Here is a 19,859-nt window from a genome sequence, read left to right on the forward strand (position 1 = left end):
TTGAAACCGTAAAACATGGTTCCCAAATACAATTTACCGAGGCGCCAATGCTGGGCCTCGCTAACTTTGGTCTGTCCCGATGGGAAGACCTTCAAAATGTTATCGCTTCAAAAAGGATGACCTGACATGCGTAGTTTTGATCTAACCCCCCTTTACCGTGCCACCGTTGGCTTTGACCAAATCGCTGATCTGATGGATCGTGCGCTTGCCTCTGATGTTGGCCAAAACACCTATCCCCCCTATAATATCGAAAAGACCGATGATGATGCGTGGCGCATCTCGATTGCGGTTGCAGGCTTCGCGGACAACGATCTTGCGATTGAGGTCAAAGATCGGTCGCTTCATGTCACCGCACGCAAGGCTGACGACGATGCGGATCGCAAATATTTGCACCGCGGCATCGCCACACGCGCGTTTGAACGCCGTTTCCATCTGGCAGACCATGTGCGCGTCACCGGCGCCAGCCATGAAAACGGGATGCTGCACATCGACCTGACCCGCGAAGTCCCAGAGGCCCTGAAACCGCGCAGGATCGCTATTACCTCTGCGGGGAAAACAGACGCAAACCTTGTCGAAGCAAAATCGGTAAACTGATAAAAAATGGGGGGCTCAGCAGAGCCCCCCATTTGCATTAGAACGCAATTGTTCCCTGCCAACCTGCATCCGGCTTTTCGTCGGTGATCGTGGCTTTGGCGATCTCATAGAAGAACTTGAATGGATTGTCTTCGGTCAGCGATACTTCGGCCAAGGTGGGCGTAAAGCAAAGCAAACGGACATCAGGGTCCTTTTTGCCGTCTTCGAACCACGCACCTGCGACCACGCTCCATACGTCGTCCAACACTTTTTCGTCGTGCGACATGGCCAGCACGCCGGCAATGTCGGCATAAATCGCGGCTGAGCGGTCAGCTACGATCAAGCGGGCGTCGGTCGCACCGGTTTCAGTGGCCTTTGCAAAGCTGGTGCCAGCAGCAGTGATAAACCAGATCTTGCCGTCTTCCGCATCGTCGCGGACCTGTGGGGACATCGGGGTAAACATTTTGCCACCGATGCTCAGCATGCCGTCGTTGACGTCTTCGATACGGTCCCAAAACTCTTTGCGCTGCTTGTCCATTGTTGTCTCTCCTAATCTGTTGGCCACGCGCACATGCGCGACCGTTCGGATGGACAACAGTTAAGTATCGATTTCGTTCCCTTTAGTGTGCTTCGGCCCAGTTTGCACCTTGGCCTGCATCCACCGCCAGCTTTACGTCCAGTTTAACGGCCGGATCGCTGGCGTTTTCCATCACATCACGCGCGGCAGTGATCAACGCATCGGCGCTGCCTTCATCCACTTCAAAGATCAATTCGTCATGGACCTGCAACAGCATTTTCGCTGGAATATCGCGGATCGCATCGGGCATCCGGATCATCGCGCGCCGGATCACATCAGCAGCCGTGCCTTGAATCGGCGCGTTGATCGCCGCACGTTTGGCAAAGCCAGCATGGGGGCCCTTGGCGTTAATTTCCGGCGTGTTGATCTTGCGGCCAAACAGGGTTTGCACATAGCCATGGTCTTTGGCAAAGGCGACAGTGTCGTCCATATAGGTGCGAATACCCGGGAACCGTTCAAAATAACGGTCGATAAACCCTTGGGCCTCGTTGCGGGGAATGCGCAGGTTACGCGCCAGCCCGAACCCCGAAATGCCGTATATGACACCAAAGTTGATCGCCTTCGCCTGCCGCCGGATGTCGGATGTCATCTGGTCCAGCGGCACATCAAACATTTCCGACGCGGTCATCGCGTGAATGTCGATGCCATCAACAAACGCCTGCTTCAGCGCATCGATACCTGCAACATGCGCAAGAATGCGCAATTCGATCTGGGAATAATCCAGACTGACCAAAACCTTGCCCGGTTCTGCAACAAAGGCTTCGCGAATGCGCCGCCCTTCTTCGGACCGGACCGGGATGTTTTGCAGGTTAGGATCGGTCGATGCCAAACGTCCGGTGTTTGCACCTGCAATAGAATAAGACGTGTGCACGCGCCCGGTATCCGCGTTGATATGACCCTGCAACGCATCGGTATAGGTTGACTTCAGCTTGGACAATTGCCGCCAATCCAGAATGCGGCGTGGCAAATCGTGGATCGTCGCCAGATCCTCAAGAACATCAGCCCCGGTCGAATAGGCACCCGTTTTACCCGTCGAAGGTTTTTTGCCATCCGGCATTTCAAGACCCATTTCGTCGAACAGGATTTCCCCCAGTTGCTTGGGTGATCCGACGTTAAACTTGCGGCCTGCCATTTCCTGAATTTCGTCTTCCAGCCCCGCCATTTTCTGCGCAAAAGCGTTCGACATCCGCGACAGCGTATCGCGGTCCACCTTGATACCGTGCATTTCCATTTGCGCCAGCACCGGGACCAGTGGCCGTTCCAACGTCTCATAAACGGTTGTCACTTGGTTCACGTGCAGCTGCGGCTTGAAATGTTGCCACAGTCGCAACGTGATATCCGCATCCTCTGCCGCATACTTCACCGCATCGGCAACAGGCACCCGGTCAAAGGTGATCGCCGATTTACCGGCACCCAACAGCGGCTTAATCGGGATCGGCGTATGCCCCAGATACCGTTCCGACAGCACATCCATCCCATGATTATGGATGCCTGCATGCATCGCATATGACATCAGCATGGTGTCATCAATCGGCGCAACCGTGATACCAACCAGGGCAAATATCTTGGCGTCGTATTTCATGTTCTGACCGATTTTCAGAATGCTAGCATCCTGCAAAACCGGCTTTAGCATTGCCAGACACCGGTCGATATTCATCTGCCCGGTGGCCGCGGCATCCGATCCAAACAAATCATCAGACGCAGAGGCCTTGTGAATCAGCGGGATGTAGCAGGCCTGCCCCGGTTCTACACACAACGAAATCCCGACCAAATCGACGATCATTTCGTCCAATCCGGTGGTTTCGGTATCCACCGCCACATAGCCCCGTTCGCGAATACGGTCGATCCAGACCTGCAACGCAGCCTCGTCAGAGACACATTCGTAAGTGTCCGCGTCAAACGGCACCGCCGCAGGGGTCGCAACATCTGCGACCTGTGGCGCGTCCTCGATCGTCGGGGCAACTGCCCCCAGTTTTTCGGCGATCCGCTTGGTCACAGTGCGGAATTCCATTTCCGCCAGGAAGCCCAGCAGAACCTCTGGATCAGGGTCGCGGATTTCAAGACTATCCAGATCAAACGGCAGATGCATATCACAATCAAGCTGCACCAGCCGTTTTGACAGTTCAATCTGCGCACGGTGTTCGATCAGCGTCTCGCGGCGTTTGGGTTGCTTGATCTCGCTTGCGCGGTCCAGCAGGCTTTCCAGATCGCCGTATTCATTGATCAAAAGCGCTGCGGTTTTAATCCCGATCCCCGGCGCACCGGGGACGTTATCAACCGAATCCCCCGAAAGCGCTTGCACATCGACAACACGCTCTGGCCCGACGCCAAATTTTTCGATCACGCCGTCACGGTCGATGCGTTTGTTTTTCATCGGGTCCAGCATTTCGACCCCGTCACCGACCAGCTGCATCAGATCCTTGTCGGATGAAATGATGGTCACCCTGCCGCCCGCATCGCGGGCTTGATGGGACAGGGTCGCAATAATGTCGTCCGCCTCGAAACCTTCGATCTCTTCGCAAGCGATATTGAATGCGCGTGTGGCTTGGCGGGTCAACGGCATTTGCGGGCGCAAATCCTCTGGCATCGCTTCACGGTTGGCTTTGTAAAGGTCATACATGTCGTTGCGGAAGGTGTGGCTGCCCTTGTCGAAAATCACCGCAACATGCGTCGCCGAATCCGGTCCGGCGTTGTTTTCAACATACCGCTGCAACATGTTTACAAAACCAGACACCGCACCCACCGGCAAACCGTCCGATTTCCGCGTCAGCGGCGGCAGCGCATGATAGGCACGAAAAATAAAAGCCGACCCGTCGATCAGGTGTAGATGACAGCCTTTGCCGAATTGCGTTGTCATGGTATCGCCCCTTATTGTCTGACGGAGTTTTGCCATGTTCCGACCGATCCTTCCAGTGATCATCTGCCTTGCCGGACCACTAAGCGCGCAATCCTCGGCGCCCTGCGGCCCGCACCAATGCGATTACGTGCTGGCATGTATCGGCATGGACGGGCTGCGGTATGATGGGGTGGCGATCGGAAACGGCCCGGTGAACACCATGCGCGGCCAGCTTGACACCGGTGTCACATGCACCGCCACGCGCATGCGATTCAACAAACCATATGCGGGCAAAATCACCCTATCGTGCGACGATGGTACACGCACGATGGCCAACTATGACGCGGCATATTTGGGCGCCGGGTACAGCTATGGGCAGTCTGTCACAGCCGACGGACGCCACGTGCGGATGTGGGTCGCACATGACATGATGGGCGCTCTACGCGATCAATCCGCCGATAGCCCTGCCAACGCATCCTGCACGGCGCAGACCGACTAAACCTTGCCCTCGAAATCCGCATGCACCAATTTGGCATCGCAATAGGGGCATTCAACAAATCCGACTTCATGCGGGATTTGCAGCCACACGCGCGGGTGGCCAAGGCCGGCTTCGCCACCGTCACAGGCAATACGCCAGTCGTGCACAATGCGAATCTCTGGGGCGGGTGTGGTCATGATTTCACCTGTCTGGTTGCCGCGGGGCGCTGCCCGCTTTAGATCAGTGCAGATATACCGCAGCGATGGCGCAGGGGAAAGACCAGCATGACCGACAACGCAATAGAAATTTCAGGCCTGAAAAAGACCTACGCCGCCACAGGGCGCAGCCCCGCCAAAGAGGCGCTGAAAGGCATCGATCTGAACATACCACGCGGGACGATTTTCGGATTGCTCGGGCCAAATGGCGCCGGAAAATCGACGCTTATCAATATTTTAGCTGGTCTGGTGGTGAAATCGGCCGGCACCGTGAACATCTGGGGGTTCGACCAAGACAAGAACCCGCGCCAGTCCCGCGCCTCTATCGGAATTATGCCACAAGAACCCCACCTTGACCCGTTTTTCACCCCTGCCGGGTCGCTTGACGTGCAAGCGGGGCTGTATGGCGTGCCAAAATCGCAACGCAAAACGGACGAAATATTGGAATTGATCGGGTTGACCGACAAGGCCAACGCCTATGCACGGTCACTGTCTGGCGGCATGCGCCGGCGGTTGCTGCTGGGTAAGGCGCTTGTGCATTCCCCGCAAATCCTTGTGCTTGATGAACCCACGGCCGGTGTCGACATCGAACTGCGCAACCTGCTTTGGCAGAACGTGCGCAAACTTAACAATGAAGGAATGACGATCATTCTGACCACGCATTACCTCGAAGAAGCAGAACAGATGTGCGACGACATCGCGATCATCAACCACGGAGAGGTGATCGTGCGCGACAGTACCGCCAACCTGCTGGGGCAACTCGACAGTAAAACGCTGGTGATCACCCCCGATCGGGCGGCGGACCTGCCTGCGCTGCCGCCGTCGATCATCGGTCAAAAGCACGCCAATGGCACGCTGACGTTTACCTACAAAAGCAGCACAACGCCCGCAGACGCGGTCCTGAACATTGTCCGGGAAGCCGGGATCAGCATCAAGGATGTAACCACCCAGCAAGCCGACCTTGAAGACGTGTTCTTGTCGCTCACGTCTTCGAAATAAAGGTCTTGTTTGCCCAATTACCCGCAGCGGGGTTAATTGGGCAACATCCGCCCCAGTTGTTTGCCGCCGATGATGTGCATGTGGTAATGCGGCACATCTTGCACGCCGTGGGTGCGTGTGTTCGACACGGCGCGGAATCCCTGCTTTAACCCTGTTAATTCACAGACCGCCGCAACCGCCTGAAAAAAACCCGCCTGCTCTTCGGCGGACGCATCCCGTGCAAAATGATCAAGGCTCATATAGGGGCCTTTTGGTATGACAAGCACATGCACCGGGGCTTGCGGCGTAATATCATGAAACGCCAAGGCGTGGGCGTTTTCAAAAACGGTGTTGTTCGGAATTTCGCCGCGCAAGATTTTCGCAAAGATATTCTGGTCGTCGTATGCATAGTCCATGGGGGCCTCAATCAACAAAAAGATAAGGGGTTTCGGCAAGGGTGCGGGCCAGGTCCGCATTCACACTCAGGAACTGACCAATCGCCGCCGCATTTTCATCAATGCTGGCGTTTTCACGCATACGCAGAGCGCCCGAAAACGCCGCATCACGCATGCTGTCGCGCTCATGAATAATATCACTTCGGATCGTGGGCAGTAGGCGCGCGACAACTGCGTCAGTGGTCGCAGGCCCCGCAAGACCCACACGTTTCGCATGGCCAGTCAGATAGTCGTCGTCAAAATTACATTCAATTTCCAGAAGGCGCACGTTCGCCCGATCCGCAAAGAAATCGGTGATCAGATCAAGGTTCGCAGTGTCCAGACAGATCACCAATCGGTCGGTTTGGTATTGATCAAACAGCATCCGCAACAGGGCGCGGCGATGACGGCCGCGCTTTTCGATCGTGGCTTCGATGCCGCCCAAATCAGGCAGTACCGTATCTTGTTCATTAAACAGGTATTCGACGGCGGCGATGTCCGTATGCGCACGAATGCCCGCAACAAGCCGCTTTGCCACATGCCATTTTTTACAGGCGATAATCATCAATTCGCGCGATCGGCCCAGCGTTGTCGCATTTTCCCAAAAGCGTGGCGCAAAACGGCGCCCATCCCGACCGCGGCCCGTCAAAAACTTAAACAGGTTCCGGCCTTCGTCCGAGATCACAAAGTCGGTGCGGTCGCTGGCATAAAGCGCACCAAGTTCGGTCCGTAATTGATGCGCGTCCGCGCTGATCTTGCGCGCGAACAACCCGTCCTGCCCCAGCAACAAATCAAAATGATCATTATAAAACGTGACCGGCATCCCGTAGTCAGTGAACATCAAAAATGTCAGGGTCCGGTTTTCCAGTTCGCGGTCTGGCACCAGATGGCGGACCAAGGTTTGGAAAAATGTCTCGTCGGGTATCCACGTGGTGCGGAAAAACCGCATCACATCGCGGCGGGTCGCGACAAATTCTTGCAAGGCTTCAACGGTGCGACGACGTAAACACCACCACTGACTGCCGATCATCACCTGAATATCATGGGGGATTTTGCGCGTCAGGCCCAGCTTTTGCTGCAAAGAAAGCGAGGTATAGAACTGCCATTTCTGGGTGCGTTCGTTAAAAAAGTGACGATAAATCAAACGCTCTTCGCGAAAGCCAGTTTTGATCCAGTTACTCTCGAAAAAGTCGTAGCTTTCGATAAAATCACGGTCATGCTGGTCCAGAAATTCGTGGACGTAAGCCGCGGATTTGATCGGCATGCAGTCGCCCGATACCATGTAGAAATGGCTGGCGCGCGGGAATGCGTCGACCGCCGCATTCACAGCATGCAACGTCGCCTGCACAAGGCTCCATTCGCCCCAGCCACATTTGATCCGTGTCTTGGCGAAAGCAACGTTCGGGTTGTCCGCAAGCCCAGCGCGGATCGCCGCAAAATCCGCCTGCGGGGCCGACGCATCAAAGTGTATCGCGATATAATCCCCTGCCGCCGTCAACTGTTGCGCCTGCTGCACAATCGCATCAGGGTTCTTGTGGCACAGAAGAATGAAGGCAATACGTGCCATCGCGGTTGCTTACTCCTAGATTTTATCGCTCGATTGCGGCTTCATACCGTGAACAGTCATTGAATAAACAGAGTTTCTTTGCTCTTAAAGGCGTATTGACAGCGACGTTTCCCAAAAGGAGATCACAATTGGCGAATTTTCCCGGAACGTGGATGACAACCAGCGAAAGCATGGTTTACCGGGTTGTACCCAAATGCGCATGCTCAACCATCGGCCAGATCATGTATTACTCAGACCATGGGCGGTTTTTTGATGGTGACATCCATGACGCTACAACAGGCATGCATAAATGGGCGCTGGACGACAGCCATGGCCCTATTGCCGACAACGTCGCCCACCACAAAAGCTATGCTTTTACCTGCGTTCGCAATCCCTACACCCGCATTTTGTCGTCGTTCTTTGACAAAATTTGCGGTGTCCAGCGGAACGGGAAATATTACCGGGGAAACCTTGTTCCTCTGTTAACCCAAAAATACGGGATCGAGGTCGGCAATCCAGAGACCGGGTTCGAATTCGACCAAATCAAAAGCTTTCGCCGGTTCCTGCTTTTTGCACGCGACAGCATCCGCTGGCGTCGTCCGATGGAGGCCGACATCCATTGGTCTGCCATGTCAGGCCATATTTCGACCTTTATCGTGAATGGCGGCAAATACGACCGGATATTCTGGACCGAAAAATTCAACGACGGAATGCAAGGGGTCTTGGACGACATTGAAACCCCGCATCAGATTGATCTCGCGACGATCCCGCGTTTCAACGAAAGCGAAGGTCACGGGCCCAAACGTCTGCATCCGGTGGAAGACTACTTTGACGACCTGTCGATGCATTTGATTTACGAGATGTATAAAAAGGACTTCCGCGTCTTCAAATACGACTTTGAAAATCCAGCCAACAAGATGCCTATCGGCGAAATTGATCTGGACGAAGTGCACGCCAAACTGGGTCAATAATTGCGCCTTTGGTGCCTAGAGCGGGGGCTTTGCGCCCCCCCTTGCACCGGCAGGCGTAGGCAGGACTGTCGATGACCGCCGCCGAAGACCCGGCCCCCCGACCCGAGGCGCCGGACACCCTAAGGTTGGGTGGCGTTGCAATCAATCCGACACCCCCCGACTGCTGAAACCCGGAAATCCGCTGGCCCTTTGACCAAGTGGCGCTAGCTATATCAATATCGTTAATGATCGGGAGCATCGCGTGACACTGGTATTGATCATGGGCAGTGGCCCCAACGTCATCGCATGCCGTGACTGGCAGCGTGATCCGTTTGATCAGATTGTAGCCATTAACAATGCCTGGCAGGTGCGCGCAGATTGGGATTTTCTGATCCACCCGGATGATTTCCCGAATGACCGTAAACCCGCCGCCATCACCGCGCAGCAAAAAGTTGTGACTGCCGCGGATTACGTTCCGCTGCAAAACAGTCGTGGCGGTTTTGTCTATGCGGGCGGGACGATGGCGTTTACTGCAGCCTATTGGGCACTTGCCGCGCTCAAACCCAAAGTTATGGCCTTTATCGGCTGCGACATGGTCTATCCGGCCCAGTCAAACACACATTTTTACGGATCCGGGACCGCTGATCCGTTGCGCAACGATGTGACGTTACGGTCGCTCGAAGCAAAGTCGGCCCGTTTTATGGTGATGGCCGCATATGACGGCTGTGCGGTGGTCAATCTGTCCGACCAGCACAGCCGCCTTGTGTATCCACGTGCGACACCAGCTGCCCTGACACACTGCGCCCCAGCCACATACGATTCGGCGACAATGGCGGCGGCCCTCAATGAAGAGAGACGCCTGAATTATTACGTCCCATCCGGCAAATACTGGAAAGAAGAAAGCCGCTTTGATCCCGCGGCCATCGACGCGCTTGACGCGCTTTGGCTTACAGCAGCCCGTGGTCCGCAAACAACGCCTTAAGGTCCGCTTCGGGGCGGGCGCCGATATGGCTGATCACCTCTGACGCGGCGAGGTTGCCCATTTTGCCGCAAGTTTCCAGATCATGGCCGTTGGACAGCCCCCACAGGAAAGCACCCGCGAACAGATCGCCGGCACCCGTTGCATCAACAATCTGCGTTGGCACGGCAGGCACCTGCCAACGTGCGCCGCCGGACACGATGTGCACGCCGTGTTCACTGTCGGTACAGGCCACAATCGCGACCTCGGACGCTGCCTGCGCTAGCGCGGCGTCGAAATCTTCGGTCTCGTACATCGACAGCATTTCGGCGCGGTTGCAAAACAGCAGGTCAACATGGTCCTTGATCATATCGCGGAACGCATCCCGGTGGCGCGATATACAGAATGGATCGGACAAGGTGATCGACACCTTCCCGCCCGCGCCTTTGCAGGCTGCAATCGCCTTGGCAAACGCTGCGTGGCTATCGGGCCCGTCAAAGCGGTAGCCTTCCAGATAGATCCATTCGGCGTCCGCCATCTGGGCGTCATCAATATCGTCAGGCGACAAAAACTCGGTCACGCCCAGATAGGTGTTCATGGATCTTTCGCCATCGGGCGTCACGATCACAATGCAACGGCCTGTTTCGGCCTCTTCGGTTTTTGCGGCCAACGCTGTTTCGTAAACGGCCCCCTGCGCGCGCAGATCATGGGCAAAAATTGCGCCTAATTGGTCGTCCTTCACCTTACCGACATAGGCGGTGCGGCCGCCCAGATGCGCGATCCCGGCAATGGTATTCGCCGCCGACCCACCGCTGATTTCTTTCGCAGGGCCGACGCGCGCATACAGCGATACGGCCCGGTCCATGTCGATCAGTTGCATAATGCCTTTGCCGATCCCGGCCTCGGCCAGAAACGCATCGTCAGCGCGCGCCAAAACATCAACCATCGCATTGCCGATCCCGACAACCTGAAACTTTTTCATAGGTTCTTTTCCTCAAACAGACACAGATCGCGGATTAAACAGGCCGCGCATTTTGGTTTACGAGCAACGCATGTATAGCGCCCGTGCAGAATCATCCAGTGGTGGGCGTGCTGCTGGAAATCAGCGGGAATATTGTCTTCGATGGCGCGTTCGACGGCATCGACATCTTTGCCGACGGCCACACCGCTTCTGTTGCCAAACCGGAAAATATGGGTGTCGACTGCCTGCGCTGGCTGACCCCACCACATGTTCAGTACCACGTTGGCGGTTTTACGGCCGACACCGGGCAGCGATTGCAGGGCGGCGCGGGAATTGGGCACCTTGCCGCCATAGTCATCAACCAAAATTTGGCTCATCTTGATGACGTTCTTGGCCTTTTGGCGGAACAGTCCAATGGTTTTTATATGCTCGGTCACGCCATCCAACCCAAGGTCCAGCATCTTTTGTGGCGTATCTGCGATTTTGAACAGCGCGCGTGTCGCTTTGTTCACACCTGCATCTGTGGCTTGCGCCGAAAGCGCAACAGCGACAACAAGCGTGTAGGCATTGACATGTTCCAGCTCACCCTTGGGTTCGGGCTCTGCCGCCTGAAAGCGCGCAAAGATCTCGCGGATCGTGTGATAATCAAGCTGTTTTACCATCCCGACCGTATGCCCTGCCGCGCCAAAGGGGGCAAGCGTCAGATGCGCAATATTCGGGTCGCGCCCGCCGCCTTATCCCCCTAATTTGATCCACATGGAACAGTCCGACACATATCATTACCACGTCATGCGCCGCGCGATTGCTGCGATTGATGCCGCAGGCGACACACAGCTTTCGTTGGCTGACCTCGCTGCCGACATGCAAATGAGCCCCGCGCATTTTCAGCGCCTTTTTTCCAGTTGGGTCGGCGTATCCCCCAAGCGGTATCAACAATATCTCACCTTGGCGCACGCCAAGTCCTTGTTGCGGGACCGGTTCACCACGCTGGACACCGCACACACTGTCGGGCTTTCGGGCAGTGGCCGCCTGCATGATCTATTTGTCCGCTGGGAGGCGATGAGCCCCGGCGACTATGCCCGTAACGGCGCGGATCTGGTAATATACTGGGGGTGGTTTGACAGTTTCTTTGGCCCTGCTTTGATCATGGGCACAAAGCGCGGCATCTGCGGCCTGGCCTTTGCTGCCGAATCAGGAACCGACGCGGCCATGGCTGACCTGCAATCGCGCTGGCCCGCGGCGCAGTTCACGCAAGATGCCGCATTTTTGCGGCCTTGGGCCGCGGCAACGCTGGGGATGGCGGGCGAAACGCAACTGCATATGATCGGCGCTCCTTTCCAGCTTAAGGTTTGGGAGGCCCTGCTGACCATCCCGTCAGGGCATGTCACCACCTATTCCGAAATCGCGAAATCCATCGGCAACGCCAAAGCGGTGCGCGCCGTCGGTACCGCCGTCGGGCGCAATCCGGTCAGCCTTTTGATCCCTTGTCACCGGGCGTTGCGCAAATCGGGCGCCCTTGGCGGCTATCATTGGGGGTTGCCGGTCAAGCGGGCGATTCTTGCTTGGGAATCCGCGCGTGCAGACGCTGCGCAACAATCCGCGGAAAATAATCTGGAACCAATCGGTCCATGACTGCGTTATTGGATAACAAAGCATAATGCGCCATACACCGCAGCATCTTGAACGGGTATTTTGCCCCAAATCAAATGGACCTAGATCGATGACATTTTCAAAACTTCCCCTGATCTTCGCAGCAGCCTCTTTCACTCTTGTTGCAGCATGTGAAGAAGGCGGCCCGAACGACTATCAGAAAACACAGCAAGGTGCGCTAATTGGCGCGCTGGGTGGTGCTGCGGTTGGCGCACTGACCAATAACGATGGAACAGTTCGCGACCGTAACCAGGCAGCGCTGATCGGTGCGGCACTGGGTGCTGGCGCAGGTGCGGCCATTGGCAACAACCTCGACAAACAAGCCGAAGAACTGCGCCGCTCTTTGCGGTCCGACATTGGCGTGTCCAACAACGGCACTGACCTGCGTGTTGTCCTGTCCCAAGACCTGCTGTTTGCCGTCGACAGCACATCGGTTTCCGGCGTGTCACAAAACGAACTTCGCATCGTTGCGCAGTCTTTGAACAACTACCCAAATACGACAGTCAACGTTGTCGGACATACCGATAACACTGGTGACGCCAGCTACAACTACGACCTGTCCCAGCGTCGCGCGCAGGCAGTTGCCGCTGTCTTGATGAGCGGTGGCGTGTCGTCGTCGCGTATCCGCGCCATTGGTGCCGGGGAAAACCAGCCGATCGCGAGCAACCTGAACGCCCAAGGTCGCGCCGCGAACCGCCGTGTTGAAATCATCATCACGCCAAACGGCTAAACCGCGCACAACGGTGACATCACAAAGGGGCCGCATGACTGAGGCCCCTTTTACGTTGTGAACCTGCGTCTGCGGTCATATAATTTGACCAATAGCGCGAGGCCCATCATGCCCTTTGAACCCATCCAACAAGAAAAGCTGTCCCATGGCGTCGTGCGCCAAATCGAAGGGCTGATCTTGCGTGGTATTTTGCGGCCCGGTGAGAGGCTCCCGTCAGAGCGCGAACTTAGTGACCGTATGGGCGTCTCGCGGCCCTCTCTGCGCGAAGCCTTGGCAGACCTGCAAGACCGCGGCCTGCTGGCGTCAAAAGCGGGCGCAGGGGTGTTTGTCGCGGATGTCCTTGGATCGGCCTTTGCGCCTGCACTGGTCAAATTGTTTGCAAGCCATGATGCTGCGGTGTTCGACTACATCGCCTTCCGCCGTGATATGGAAGGGCTGGCCGCCGAACGCGCCGCCCGTTTGGCCAGCGACACCGACCTGCAACTGATCGACACCATTTTCCAAAAAATGGAAGCCGCGCATAAGAAACGCAATCCCGCAGACGAAGCGCATCTGGACGCCGATTTTCACCTGTCGATCATCGAGGCAAGCCACAATATCATCATGTTGCACATGATGCGGTCGATGTATGAATTGCTGCGCGAAGGTGTATTCTACAACCGCTCTATCATGTTCAAACAGCGCACGACCCGCGACACCCTGCTTGATCAACATCGCAAGATCAACGACGCCTTGCAGGCCCACGACCCCGCTGCCGCCCGCGCCGCCGTCGAATCGCATCTGAATTTCGTCGAAACGTCTTTGACCGATCAGCAAAAATCCGAACGTAACGAGGTTTACGCCCTGAAACGTCTTGATCACGAAGTTTCGCGGTAGCGGGTCTTATCTTCGTCAACCAGACGCTTCCATAATACAATGCTGATCAACGCTTGGATCAAAATGCCGATCAGCACATAGGGATGCACCGCGCCGACCACGTGACTGGCATAGATCAACATATCCCAAAGCGCGTGCCAGATAATTACCACCCAAAGGCTCCCTGCGCGCAACGCAACGGGCGCAAGAAAGACCCCGACAAAAAACGCAAACGCGATTTGCTGGGCAACCGCATGCGCCACGGGCTGAACAATGGCGCTGGCCCCATGCAACAGGCCAAATAACACCGCTGATAACAACATTGCCGAAAACACGGGCAGCCGCTGCAACGCCGCGCGCAACAGAATGCCGCGAAACATGACCTCTTCGGTGAAACCGATCATGATGGGAACCGCCACGATCAGCACGGCGGTGTCCGCGCGTAAGGGCACCCCATCATTGATCTGCCATGCGCGCAGCGTGCCGATGCCGACCGCCCAAAGCAACGCGGCGGCTGGCAGCAACCAGAACAGGCCACGCCAACGCAAGCGCCCAAACCCGATGGCGGTCCAGCTGCTATAGCGGCGGACATAGACCACACAGATCAACAGCAGCAGCAGCTCTAGACCGAACAGCCGCCACAGCGCTGATTCAAGTCCCCCATTGGTCGCCGGCACGGAACTGCTCAACACTGCTACAGCACAAACAACACCGAAATAAACCGCAACAGCAATGAGCGCCCGGGACAGATGGGTCATGACCGCGCGTCCTTCGGCATGCGGGGTGTCATCGCAGACGCGCCAACAAAAAAGCCCGGCTGCGCAACGGCGACCGGGCTTTTAAAAACGCTGCAGGAAAGGGCCTGCTGCAATCTCACTTAGTGCATTTTTTCTGAGACGGTCGTGATTGCATCGTCAATCAACGTCCCCGCAGATTTTGCATCCATTTGCTGCGTAATCACGTCTTTTGCAGCACCGATCGCGACAGTAATGGCTTCGTCACGCACAGCTTTGACGGCAGCGGACTGCGCACTTGCAATCTGTTCCTCTGCCGCAGCAAGACGGCGGGTGATCGACGCGGCGATATCCGCTTTTGCAGCAATCGCAGCAGTTGTCGCCTCTTCCTTTGCAGCCGCAACAATGCGGTCAGCCTGGACCTGGACTTCTTTTTGCTTGCGCTCATATGCGGCGAGCAACGACTGGGCCTCTTCGCGTAGCGACTTTGCTTCGTTCAGTTCAGACCGGATCGCCTCTGCGCGCTTGTCGAGCATCGCACCAATCGCTGATGGCACCTTCATGTACAAAAGGATGCCCACAAAGATCAGGAACGCGATCAACACCACAAAGTTGGTGTTTTTCAATGACACGAATGGACCAGTCGCCGCCAAGGCAGGCGATGCGCCAAGGGCGAAGAGTGCGGTGAAAATCAAACGCATGACTTACCCTTTCATCCGTGCCGTCACCGCAGCGGTGATGGCCGTTGCGTCAGCCGTCGTACCCATCGCGGCAACCAATTCCTTGGCTGTTGCTTTGGCAACTTCGGTGACGGATTTAACAGCGCTCGCGCGAATTTCGGCAATCGCCGCTTCGCCTTCTGCTGCCTTGGCCGCAATTGTCGCATCTGCTTTTGCAAGCTCTGCATCCAATTCGACCTGAATTTCTGCTTTGGCTTCAGCAACGATTTGCTGCGCCTGAGCGCGCGCATCAACAAGGGCTTTTTCGTAAGCGGCCTCTGCGTCTGACGCTTTTATTTTCAGTTCTTCTGCGGCGGCCAGATCATTGGTGATCGTGCCGGACCGTTCTGCCAGAACCGCACTGATGCGCGGCAATGCGATGCGTGACATCACAAAGTAAGTCGCAGCAAGCGCAACAAGCAGCCAGAAAATCTGGTTTGGAATCCAATCCGCACAAAGCTGCGGCATACCGATAGCACCGCCTTGCGCATCTACGCAGGCTCCTACAACGGCGTCGTGTGTTTCTGTTGCCATAGTGGCCCCCGGATACCTTGTGATTTTACCGACTGGCGCGGATTACCGCACCAGTCAGCCGTAAGGATAACGGTGTGTTCTTATGCGAACTTCAGCAGAAGTGCTACGAGGAACGAGAAGATCCCCAGCGCTTCGGCGAATGCCAGACCGATAAACAGTGTCGCTGTCTGCGAAGCAGCAGCGGATGGGTTGCGCAGTGCGCCTGCAAGATAGTTGCCAGCAACGTTGCCAACACCAATAGCTGCAATGCCAGAACCGATAGCTGCCAGACCGGCACCAATGCTTGCGATATCGCCTTCCATGAGAATTCTCCTTACGATTGGAAGTTTAGAAATAGGTGGATGATCCCACCCATGTGGTAATTAGTGTGCGGGATGAAGCGCGTCTTTCAGATAGACACACGTCAAGATCGTGAAAACATAGGCCTGAATACCGGCCACAAGGACCTCCAGGCCGTAGATGGCGACGATCCCAAGGATCGCAGCCGGGCTTGCCAATGTCAGCGCGGCAAAGCCTGCGAATACTTTGATCACAACGTGACCAGCGGTGATGTTACCGGCCAAACGAACCGACAAGCTTACCGGACGCACGAAGTAAGAGATCACTTCGATGATCGCGATGACCGGGCGCAAGAACGCAGGCGCATCTTTCATCCAGAACAGACCCAGAAACGACGCGCCGTGCTTGACGAAACCCAGCACGGTGATCGCGATGAACACACCGAAACCCAGCACCGCAGTAATCGCGATCATGGATGTAGGGCTGTACGACATCGGCAGCAGGGCCAGATAGTTCGCAAACAAGACGAAGACAAACAGTGTCATGACAAAAGGAAAGTACTTCACGGCATCTTTGCCGGTCACGTCTTCGATCATCTTATAGACAAAGCCGTACATCAATTCGCCGACGGACTGGATACGCGATGGAATGATACCACGACCGCGGCTACCCAGAACGAAGATACCGATCACGCACAAAACAAGGATCGCCAGCCACAAGGTCAGTGTCGTTGGTGTGTACCAATGAACTTCGCCGTAACCAAACAGAGACTTGGGAATAAACTGATCCAGGGGATGGAAAACCAGACCACCTTCGGAATGTGCTTCAGTCGCCACGTGCGTCACCCTTTTCTTCGGCAGCCATCTGCTGCTTCATCTGAACCTCTTTGGCGGATCGCATCATGGTTTTTACGCCGGCTGCGAGGCCAAAAAATATGAACAGCACCAGAAAAATCGGCATGGTTCCCAGCAGGGTGTCCAGTCCGTATCCGATGCCAAAGCCGATCCCAAGACCGGCGACAAGCTCGATTACCATCCGCCACGCAAGCTGCGCCTGCGAATAGTGTTCTTCCGAATGATCCTTAATGATGTCCGGCTTTTTCAGCGCCGCGATCTTCGCATCAAGTGCCTTAAGGCGGTCAGCGTCGGACGGTTCAGACATCGTTATGGTCCCCTCGCAAGGTTGCGCAAGGTTTAGGCGGCGCCCACCTCAGAGTCAAGCAAAGGTGAACAGCCTCTATCATGCTGTATTATATGGATATTTTCGGAAATGCGGAACGATCAAGCAGCTTGAATCTGCCCCAAAGCCGCATAATCAATATTCAACCAAATGGTTGACGTTCGCATCACGACCCGCTTAATCAGCCTATGACCATGCACCTTGATCTTGTCTTTTCGGCGCTTGCCGACCCCACCCGCCGCGTCATCCTTGCGATGCTGCTAGAGGACGACATGGCCGTCACAGATGTGGCAGAACCATTTGCAATGTCACTTGCGGCGATTTCAAAACATTTGGGGGTGCTGACGGGGGCCGGCCTGATCAGTCAGGAAAAACGCGGACGCGTCAAATGGTGCAAACTGGAACCGGACGCGCTGCGTGAAGCGTCGGTCTGGATGCAGGCTTTTGGGCAGATGGCCGCCCTAGACCTCGACGCGTTCGAGGCGTTTTTGGAAAAAGAACTAGAGTGACCGGCGCCACGTTGATCGGGCACCGGCCATAAACTGTTTTAAAGTACGAATTGTACGATTGCCAAAACGATCACAACGAGGCCGACAAGATAAATAATATTCCGCATTTTTTAGTTTCCTTTTGCTTTCGCATTGATAACCTGCGGACCTGCCAAAAGGTTCCACAATTAATCACGCAATAATAAAAACAGAGCCACAATCGTTAACCCAAGGCCAATCAGGATCAACGCGGGCGGCGCGGCACCGCCCAATGCGACGTCCCACACGATCACCCATGACGGGGTCAGATACGTATAAGCCATCACCTTTGAGCTGGGCAGCCGCATCGCAGCAAACTGCAACAACGTGAACGTCGTGGCGCTTGCGAAAACAGCGGTATAGACAACTGTCACCCAGACAATTCCGGGCAGGCTTGACCAGTCGGTCGCCGCCAAGTCGCGCCAGCCAACCACTGTCAAAATCACCGCCCCTGCAACCAATGTGCCAAAGGTAAAGACCAGCGCGGGTTCGCCCCGGTTCAATTTGCGCACCAACGGCGTGTAAATCGCGTGCGACACACATCCACAAAACATGATCATCTCGCCGCGACCAATTTCAAAGCGCAGCAAGGCATCAAGATCCGCCCGAAAGATCACCCACATTGCCCCCAACGCGCCAATAGCCAGCGCCAAAGCCATGCGCGCCGTCAGGACTTGCCGTAACAACAGCCAGCCGAATCCGGCGGTCAAAACCGGCGTCAGGGTAAAGACCGCTGCCGTGCTGACCGGGGCTGCGGTTTTCAGCCCTTCGAACATCAAAACAAAATACGTGGTGAAAAATCCGGCTAAAACGACGTACCGCCATGGCGCCTGAAAGGCAGACTGCGGCACGCCGGTTGTCGCAAGTGCAATCGCACCAATGATTGCACCGGCAACCCAGAATCGCACGGCATTCAATGCCAATGGCGAAATTTCATTGGCCGACAACGCCCCCAACGCAAACGACCCGGCCACCAAAATCGAAAACGACAGCATCGCCAGATGCCCGGCACGTGACGGCATCATGCGCAATCGATGCCTTTGACCCGATCTTTGATGAACCGTAAAAAGGCCTGAACCTTGGTTGTGCGATGCAAATCGACATGGGTCACCAACCAGATCGGCGAACTCCAACTTTCATCGCGCGCGATTACCTCTGTCAGTTGCGGCAGATGACGCAGCATCGGGGCAAGGACAAACCCGATGCCAGCCCCTGCCAGCACCGCATCTTGCACATCGCGAAACTCGCTCGCGCGGTAAACCATCGCGTTTTCGGGCACATGTTCGCGCAGCCAGCGTGCGTCAGGGGCTCTGCTGGCCATATCGTCAGGGCCCACAAAAAAGTGGTTTTTCATATCATCGATGCCGGTCGGCATACCGTGACGCGCAATATAGCTGTCTGACGCCACAAGCGCGACCTGCAGCGGCATGAACGGCTGCACAACATTATCAGGTTCATCCGGCATGCGCCCGGCCCGCAAGGCCACATGCGCCTCGCCGTATTCCAGCCGAAAGACCCGCGTCCCCGTCCGGTAGCGCACCCGCACCTCGGGGTGGGCCGCCTGGAAATCGGCCATGACCGGCGTCAGGAACTCTGACAGCACGGACAATGACGTGATGACCAAATCCCCCGATACACCTTCGCCCTGCCCCTTGATGCGCCCGGCCAACTGGGTGAACTGATCATCGGTGGCTTGGGCGACCTGTAATAAATCTTGGCCCGCTTCTGTCGCGGTATACCCACGTGCGTGCCGCTGAAACAGCTTCACGCCCAGACGCTGTTCTAATGCATCAATGTGACGGATCACCGTGGCGTGGTGCACGCCCAACTCTTCCGCTGCACCACTTACGGTGCCTTTGCGGGCAACCTGAAAAGCTGTGCGAATTTCATCCCAATTGTCCATTGGCGCTCCTGTGCGTCAGAAAACATATCATCGCCAAAATCAGGTATTTCGTTCGCAGACACAAGGGTGATTCCAGACACACCCGATTTCGGCACGAAAGCACCCGCTCTGCAGCGGCAGCGCATGTTGACTCGTGGGCATCGCTCTATTAAACACAACGCAACACCCGGATAGCGCCAGCTTTCCGGTCCCCATATATCAGGGGATCGCCCTCCGTCAGCGCGTTGCGCCCACGGGGGCGCT

Annotated in this window: 24 protein-coding genes; 9 read left to right on the top strand and 15 right to left on the bottom strand. The window is 56.0% G+C overall.

Annotated features, from left to right (window positions below):
• Window positions 1-126: 126 nt before the first annotated feature.
• Entirely contained in the window at window positions 127-594 is a 468-nt protein-coding gene (locus tag ACXJGX_RS14575) for an Hsp20 family protein (RefSeq protein ID WP_474782949.1), read from the top strand.
• 37 nt (window positions 595-631) lie between these two features.
• On the opposite strand, the gene ACXJGX_RS14580 is transcribed toward ACXJGX_RS14575, so the two are convergent.
• Window positions 632-1,111 carry a pyridoxamine 5'-phosphate oxidase family protein gene (locus ACXJGX_RS14580; protein ID WP_474782951.1) on the bottom strand — a complete coding sequence of 160 codons (480 nt, stop codon included), beginning with the start codon at window positions 1,109-1,111 and terminating at the stop codon, window positions 632-634.
• An 82-nt stretch (window positions 1,112-1,193) separates the two neighbouring features.
• Complete coding sequence (polA, locus tag ACXJGX_RS14585; RefSeq protein ID WP_474782953.1) at window positions 1,194-4,007, bottom strand: DNA polymerase I; 2,814 nt, start codon at window positions 4,005-4,007, stop codon at window positions 1,194-1,196.
• A gap of 34 nt (window positions 4,008-4,041) precedes the next feature.
• On the opposite strand from polA, the gene ACXJGX_RS14590 reads away from it, so the two are divergent.
• Window positions 4,042-4,485 (top strand): hypothetical protein, encoded by a 444-nt coding sequence (locus tag ACXJGX_RS14590; protein ID WP_474782955.1) that lies wholly within the window; start codon window positions 4,042-4,044, stop codon window positions 4,483-4,485.
• Here the strand turns inward: ACXJGX_RS14590 and ACXJGX_RS14595 are convergent.
• A complete protein-coding gene (locus tag ACXJGX_RS14595; RefSeq protein WP_474782957.1) occupies window positions 4,482-4,661 on the bottom strand; it encodes a zinc-finger domain-containing protein in 180 nt (59 codons plus the stop codon). The genes ACXJGX_RS14590 and ACXJGX_RS14595 overlap by 4 nt on opposite strands.
• Window positions 4,662-4,748: 87 nt before the next feature.
• On the opposite strand from ACXJGX_RS14595, the gene ACXJGX_RS14600 reads away from it, so the two are divergent.
• Window positions 4,749-5,678 carry an ABC transporter ATP-binding protein gene (locus ACXJGX_RS14600; protein ID WP_474782959.1) on the top strand — a complete coding sequence of 310 codons (930 nt, stop codon included), beginning with the start codon at window positions 4,749-4,751 and terminating at the stop codon, window positions 5,676-5,678.
• Between the two features lie 32 nt (window positions 5,679-5,710).
• Here the strand turns inward: ACXJGX_RS14600 and ACXJGX_RS14605 are convergent, their stop codons facing one another.
• Window positions 5,711-6,073, bottom strand: coding sequence for an HIT domain-containing protein (locus ACXJGX_RS14605; protein ID WP_474782961.1), 363 nt, complete (start codon window positions 6,071-6,073; stop codon window positions 5,711-5,713).
• Window positions 6,074-6,080: 7 nt separating this feature from the next.
• The gene (locus tag ACXJGX_RS14610) at window positions 6,081-7,658 is read right to left on the bottom strand and encodes a DUF5928 domain-containing protein (protein ID WP_474782963.1); all 1,578 of its coding nucleotides are present in this window, start codon (window positions 7,656-7,658) and stop codon (window positions 6,081-6,083) included.
• Between the two features lie 152 nt (window positions 7,659-7,810).
• Here ACXJGX_RS14610 and ACXJGX_RS14615 point away from each other — a divergent pair, with 152 nt between their 5' ends.
• Both ACXJGX_RS14615 and ACXJGX_RS14620 read left to right on the top strand, forming a co-directional pair.
• Window positions 7,811-8,608: a sulfotransferase family protein gene (locus tag ACXJGX_RS14615; protein ID WP_474783258.1), complete on the top strand. Its 798-nt coding sequence runs from the start codon at window positions 7,811-7,813 to the stop codon at window positions 8,606-8,608.
• Between the two features lie 259 nt (window positions 8,609-8,867).
• Complete coding sequence (locus ACXJGX_RS14620) at window positions 8,868-9,569, top strand: hypothetical protein (RefSeq protein WP_474783260.1); 702 nt, start codon at window positions 8,868-8,870, stop codon at window positions 9,567-9,569.
• Here the strand turns inward: ACXJGX_RS14620 and ACXJGX_RS14625 are convergent.
• Window positions 9,535-10,527, bottom strand: coding sequence for an adenosine kinase (locus tag ACXJGX_RS14625; RefSeq protein ID WP_474782965.1), 993 nt, complete (start codon window positions 10,525-10,527; stop codon window positions 9,535-9,537). The two genes, ACXJGX_RS14620 and ACXJGX_RS14625, sit on opposite strands and share 35 nt — an antisense overlap.
• The gene (gene nth / locus ACXJGX_RS14630) at window positions 10,524-11,168 is read right to left on the bottom strand and encodes an endonuclease III (RefSeq protein ID WP_474782967.1); all 645 of its coding nucleotides are present in this window, start codon (window positions 11,166-11,168) and stop codon (window positions 10,524-10,526) included. The genes ACXJGX_RS14625 and nth overlap by 4 nt, the downstream gene beginning before the upstream one ends.
• Window positions 11,169-11,262: 94 nt before the next feature.
• On the opposite strand from nth, the gene ACXJGX_RS14635 reads away from it, so the two are divergent.
• From ACXJGX_RS14635 to ACXJGX_RS14645, 3 genes are all read left to right on the top strand, one after another.
• On the top strand, window positions 11,263-12,138 hold the full coding sequence (locus tag ACXJGX_RS14635) for a methylated-DNA--[protein]-cysteine S-methyltransferase (protein ID WP_474782969.1): 876 nt from the start codon (window positions 11,263-11,265) through the stop codon (window positions 12,136-12,138).
• Between the two features lie 88 nt (window positions 12,139-12,226).
• Entirely contained in the window at window positions 12,227-12,886 is a 660-nt protein-coding gene (locus tag ACXJGX_RS14640; RefSeq protein WP_474782971.1) for a YiaD family glycine zipper/OmpA-like lipoprotein, read from the top strand.
• Between the two features lie 108 nt (window positions 12,887-12,994).
• The gene (locus ACXJGX_RS14645; protein ID WP_474782973.1) at window positions 12,995-13,762 is read left to right on the top strand and encodes a FadR/GntR family transcriptional regulator; all 768 of its coding nucleotides are present in this window, start codon (window positions 12,995-12,997) and stop codon (window positions 13,760-13,762) included.
• On the opposite strand, the gene ACXJGX_RS14650 is transcribed toward ACXJGX_RS14645, so the two are convergent.
• From ACXJGX_RS14650 to ACXJGX_RS14675, 6 genes are all read right to left on the bottom strand, one after another.
• Window positions 13,744-14,499, bottom strand: a complete 756-nt coding sequence (locus tag ACXJGX_RS14650; protein ID WP_474782975.1) for a lysostaphin resistance A-like protein — start codon at window positions 14,497-14,499, stop codon at window positions 13,744-13,746. The two genes, ACXJGX_RS14645 and ACXJGX_RS14650, sit on opposite strands and share 19 nt — an antisense overlap.
• A 119-nt stretch (window positions 14,500-14,618) precedes the next feature.
• Window positions 14,619-15,176: a F0F1 ATP synthase subunit B gene (locus ACXJGX_RS14655; RefSeq protein WP_474782977.1), complete on the bottom strand. Its 558-nt coding sequence runs from the start codon at window positions 15,174-15,176 to the stop codon at window positions 14,619-14,621.
• Window positions 15,177-15,179: 3 nt separating this feature from the next.
• Window positions 15,180-15,728 carry a F0F1 ATP synthase subunit B' gene (locus ACXJGX_RS14660; RefSeq protein WP_474782979.1) on the bottom strand — a complete coding sequence of 183 codons (549 nt, stop codon included), beginning with the start codon at window positions 15,726-15,728 and terminating at the stop codon, window positions 15,180-15,182.
• Between the two features lie 80 nt (window positions 15,729-15,808).
• A complete protein-coding gene (locus tag ACXJGX_RS14665; RefSeq protein WP_045996757.1) occupies window positions 15,809-16,030 on the bottom strand; it encodes a F0F1 ATP synthase subunit C in 222 nt (73 codons plus the stop codon).
• A 60-nt stretch (window positions 16,031-16,090) separates the two neighbouring features.
• Window positions 16,091-16,843 carry a F0F1 ATP synthase subunit A gene (locus ACXJGX_RS14670; protein ID WP_474782981.1) on the bottom strand — a complete coding sequence of 251 codons (753 nt, stop codon included), beginning with the start codon at window positions 16,841-16,843 and terminating at the stop codon, window positions 16,091-16,093.
• Complete coding sequence (locus tag ACXJGX_RS14675; RefSeq protein WP_474782983.1) at window positions 16,833-17,168, bottom strand: AtpZ/AtpI family protein; 336 nt, start codon at window positions 17,166-17,168, stop codon at window positions 16,833-16,835. Before ACXJGX_RS14675 ends, ACXJGX_RS14670 begins: the two co-directional genes overlap by 11 nt.
• Before the next feature lie 206 nt (window positions 17,169-17,374).
• On the opposite strand from ACXJGX_RS14675, the gene ACXJGX_RS14680 reads away from it, so the two are divergent.
• On the top strand, window positions 17,375-17,695 hold the full coding sequence (locus ACXJGX_RS14680; RefSeq protein ID WP_474782985.1) for an ArsR/SmtB family transcription factor: 321 nt from the start codon (window positions 17,375-17,377) through the stop codon (window positions 17,693-17,695).
• A 167-nt stretch (window positions 17,696-17,862) separates the two neighbouring features.
• Here the strand turns inward: ACXJGX_RS14680 and ACXJGX_RS14685 are convergent, their stop codons facing one another.
• Both ACXJGX_RS14685 and ACXJGX_RS14690 read right to left on the bottom strand, forming a co-directional pair.
• Complete coding sequence (locus ACXJGX_RS14685) at window positions 17,863-18,738, bottom strand: DMT family transporter (protein ID WP_474782987.1); 876 nt, start codon at window positions 18,736-18,738, stop codon at window positions 17,863-17,865.
• Window positions 18,735-19,616 carry a LysR family transcriptional regulator gene (locus tag ACXJGX_RS14690; RefSeq protein ID WP_474782989.1) on the bottom strand — a complete coding sequence of 294 codons (882 nt, stop codon included), beginning with the start codon at window positions 19,614-19,616 and terminating at the stop codon, window positions 18,735-18,737. Before ACXJGX_RS14690 ends, ACXJGX_RS14685 begins: the two co-directional genes overlap by 4 nt.
• Window positions 19,617-19,859 lie beyond the last annotated feature (243 nt).

The organism is Yoonia sp. SWMV100, from assembly GCF_056108365.1.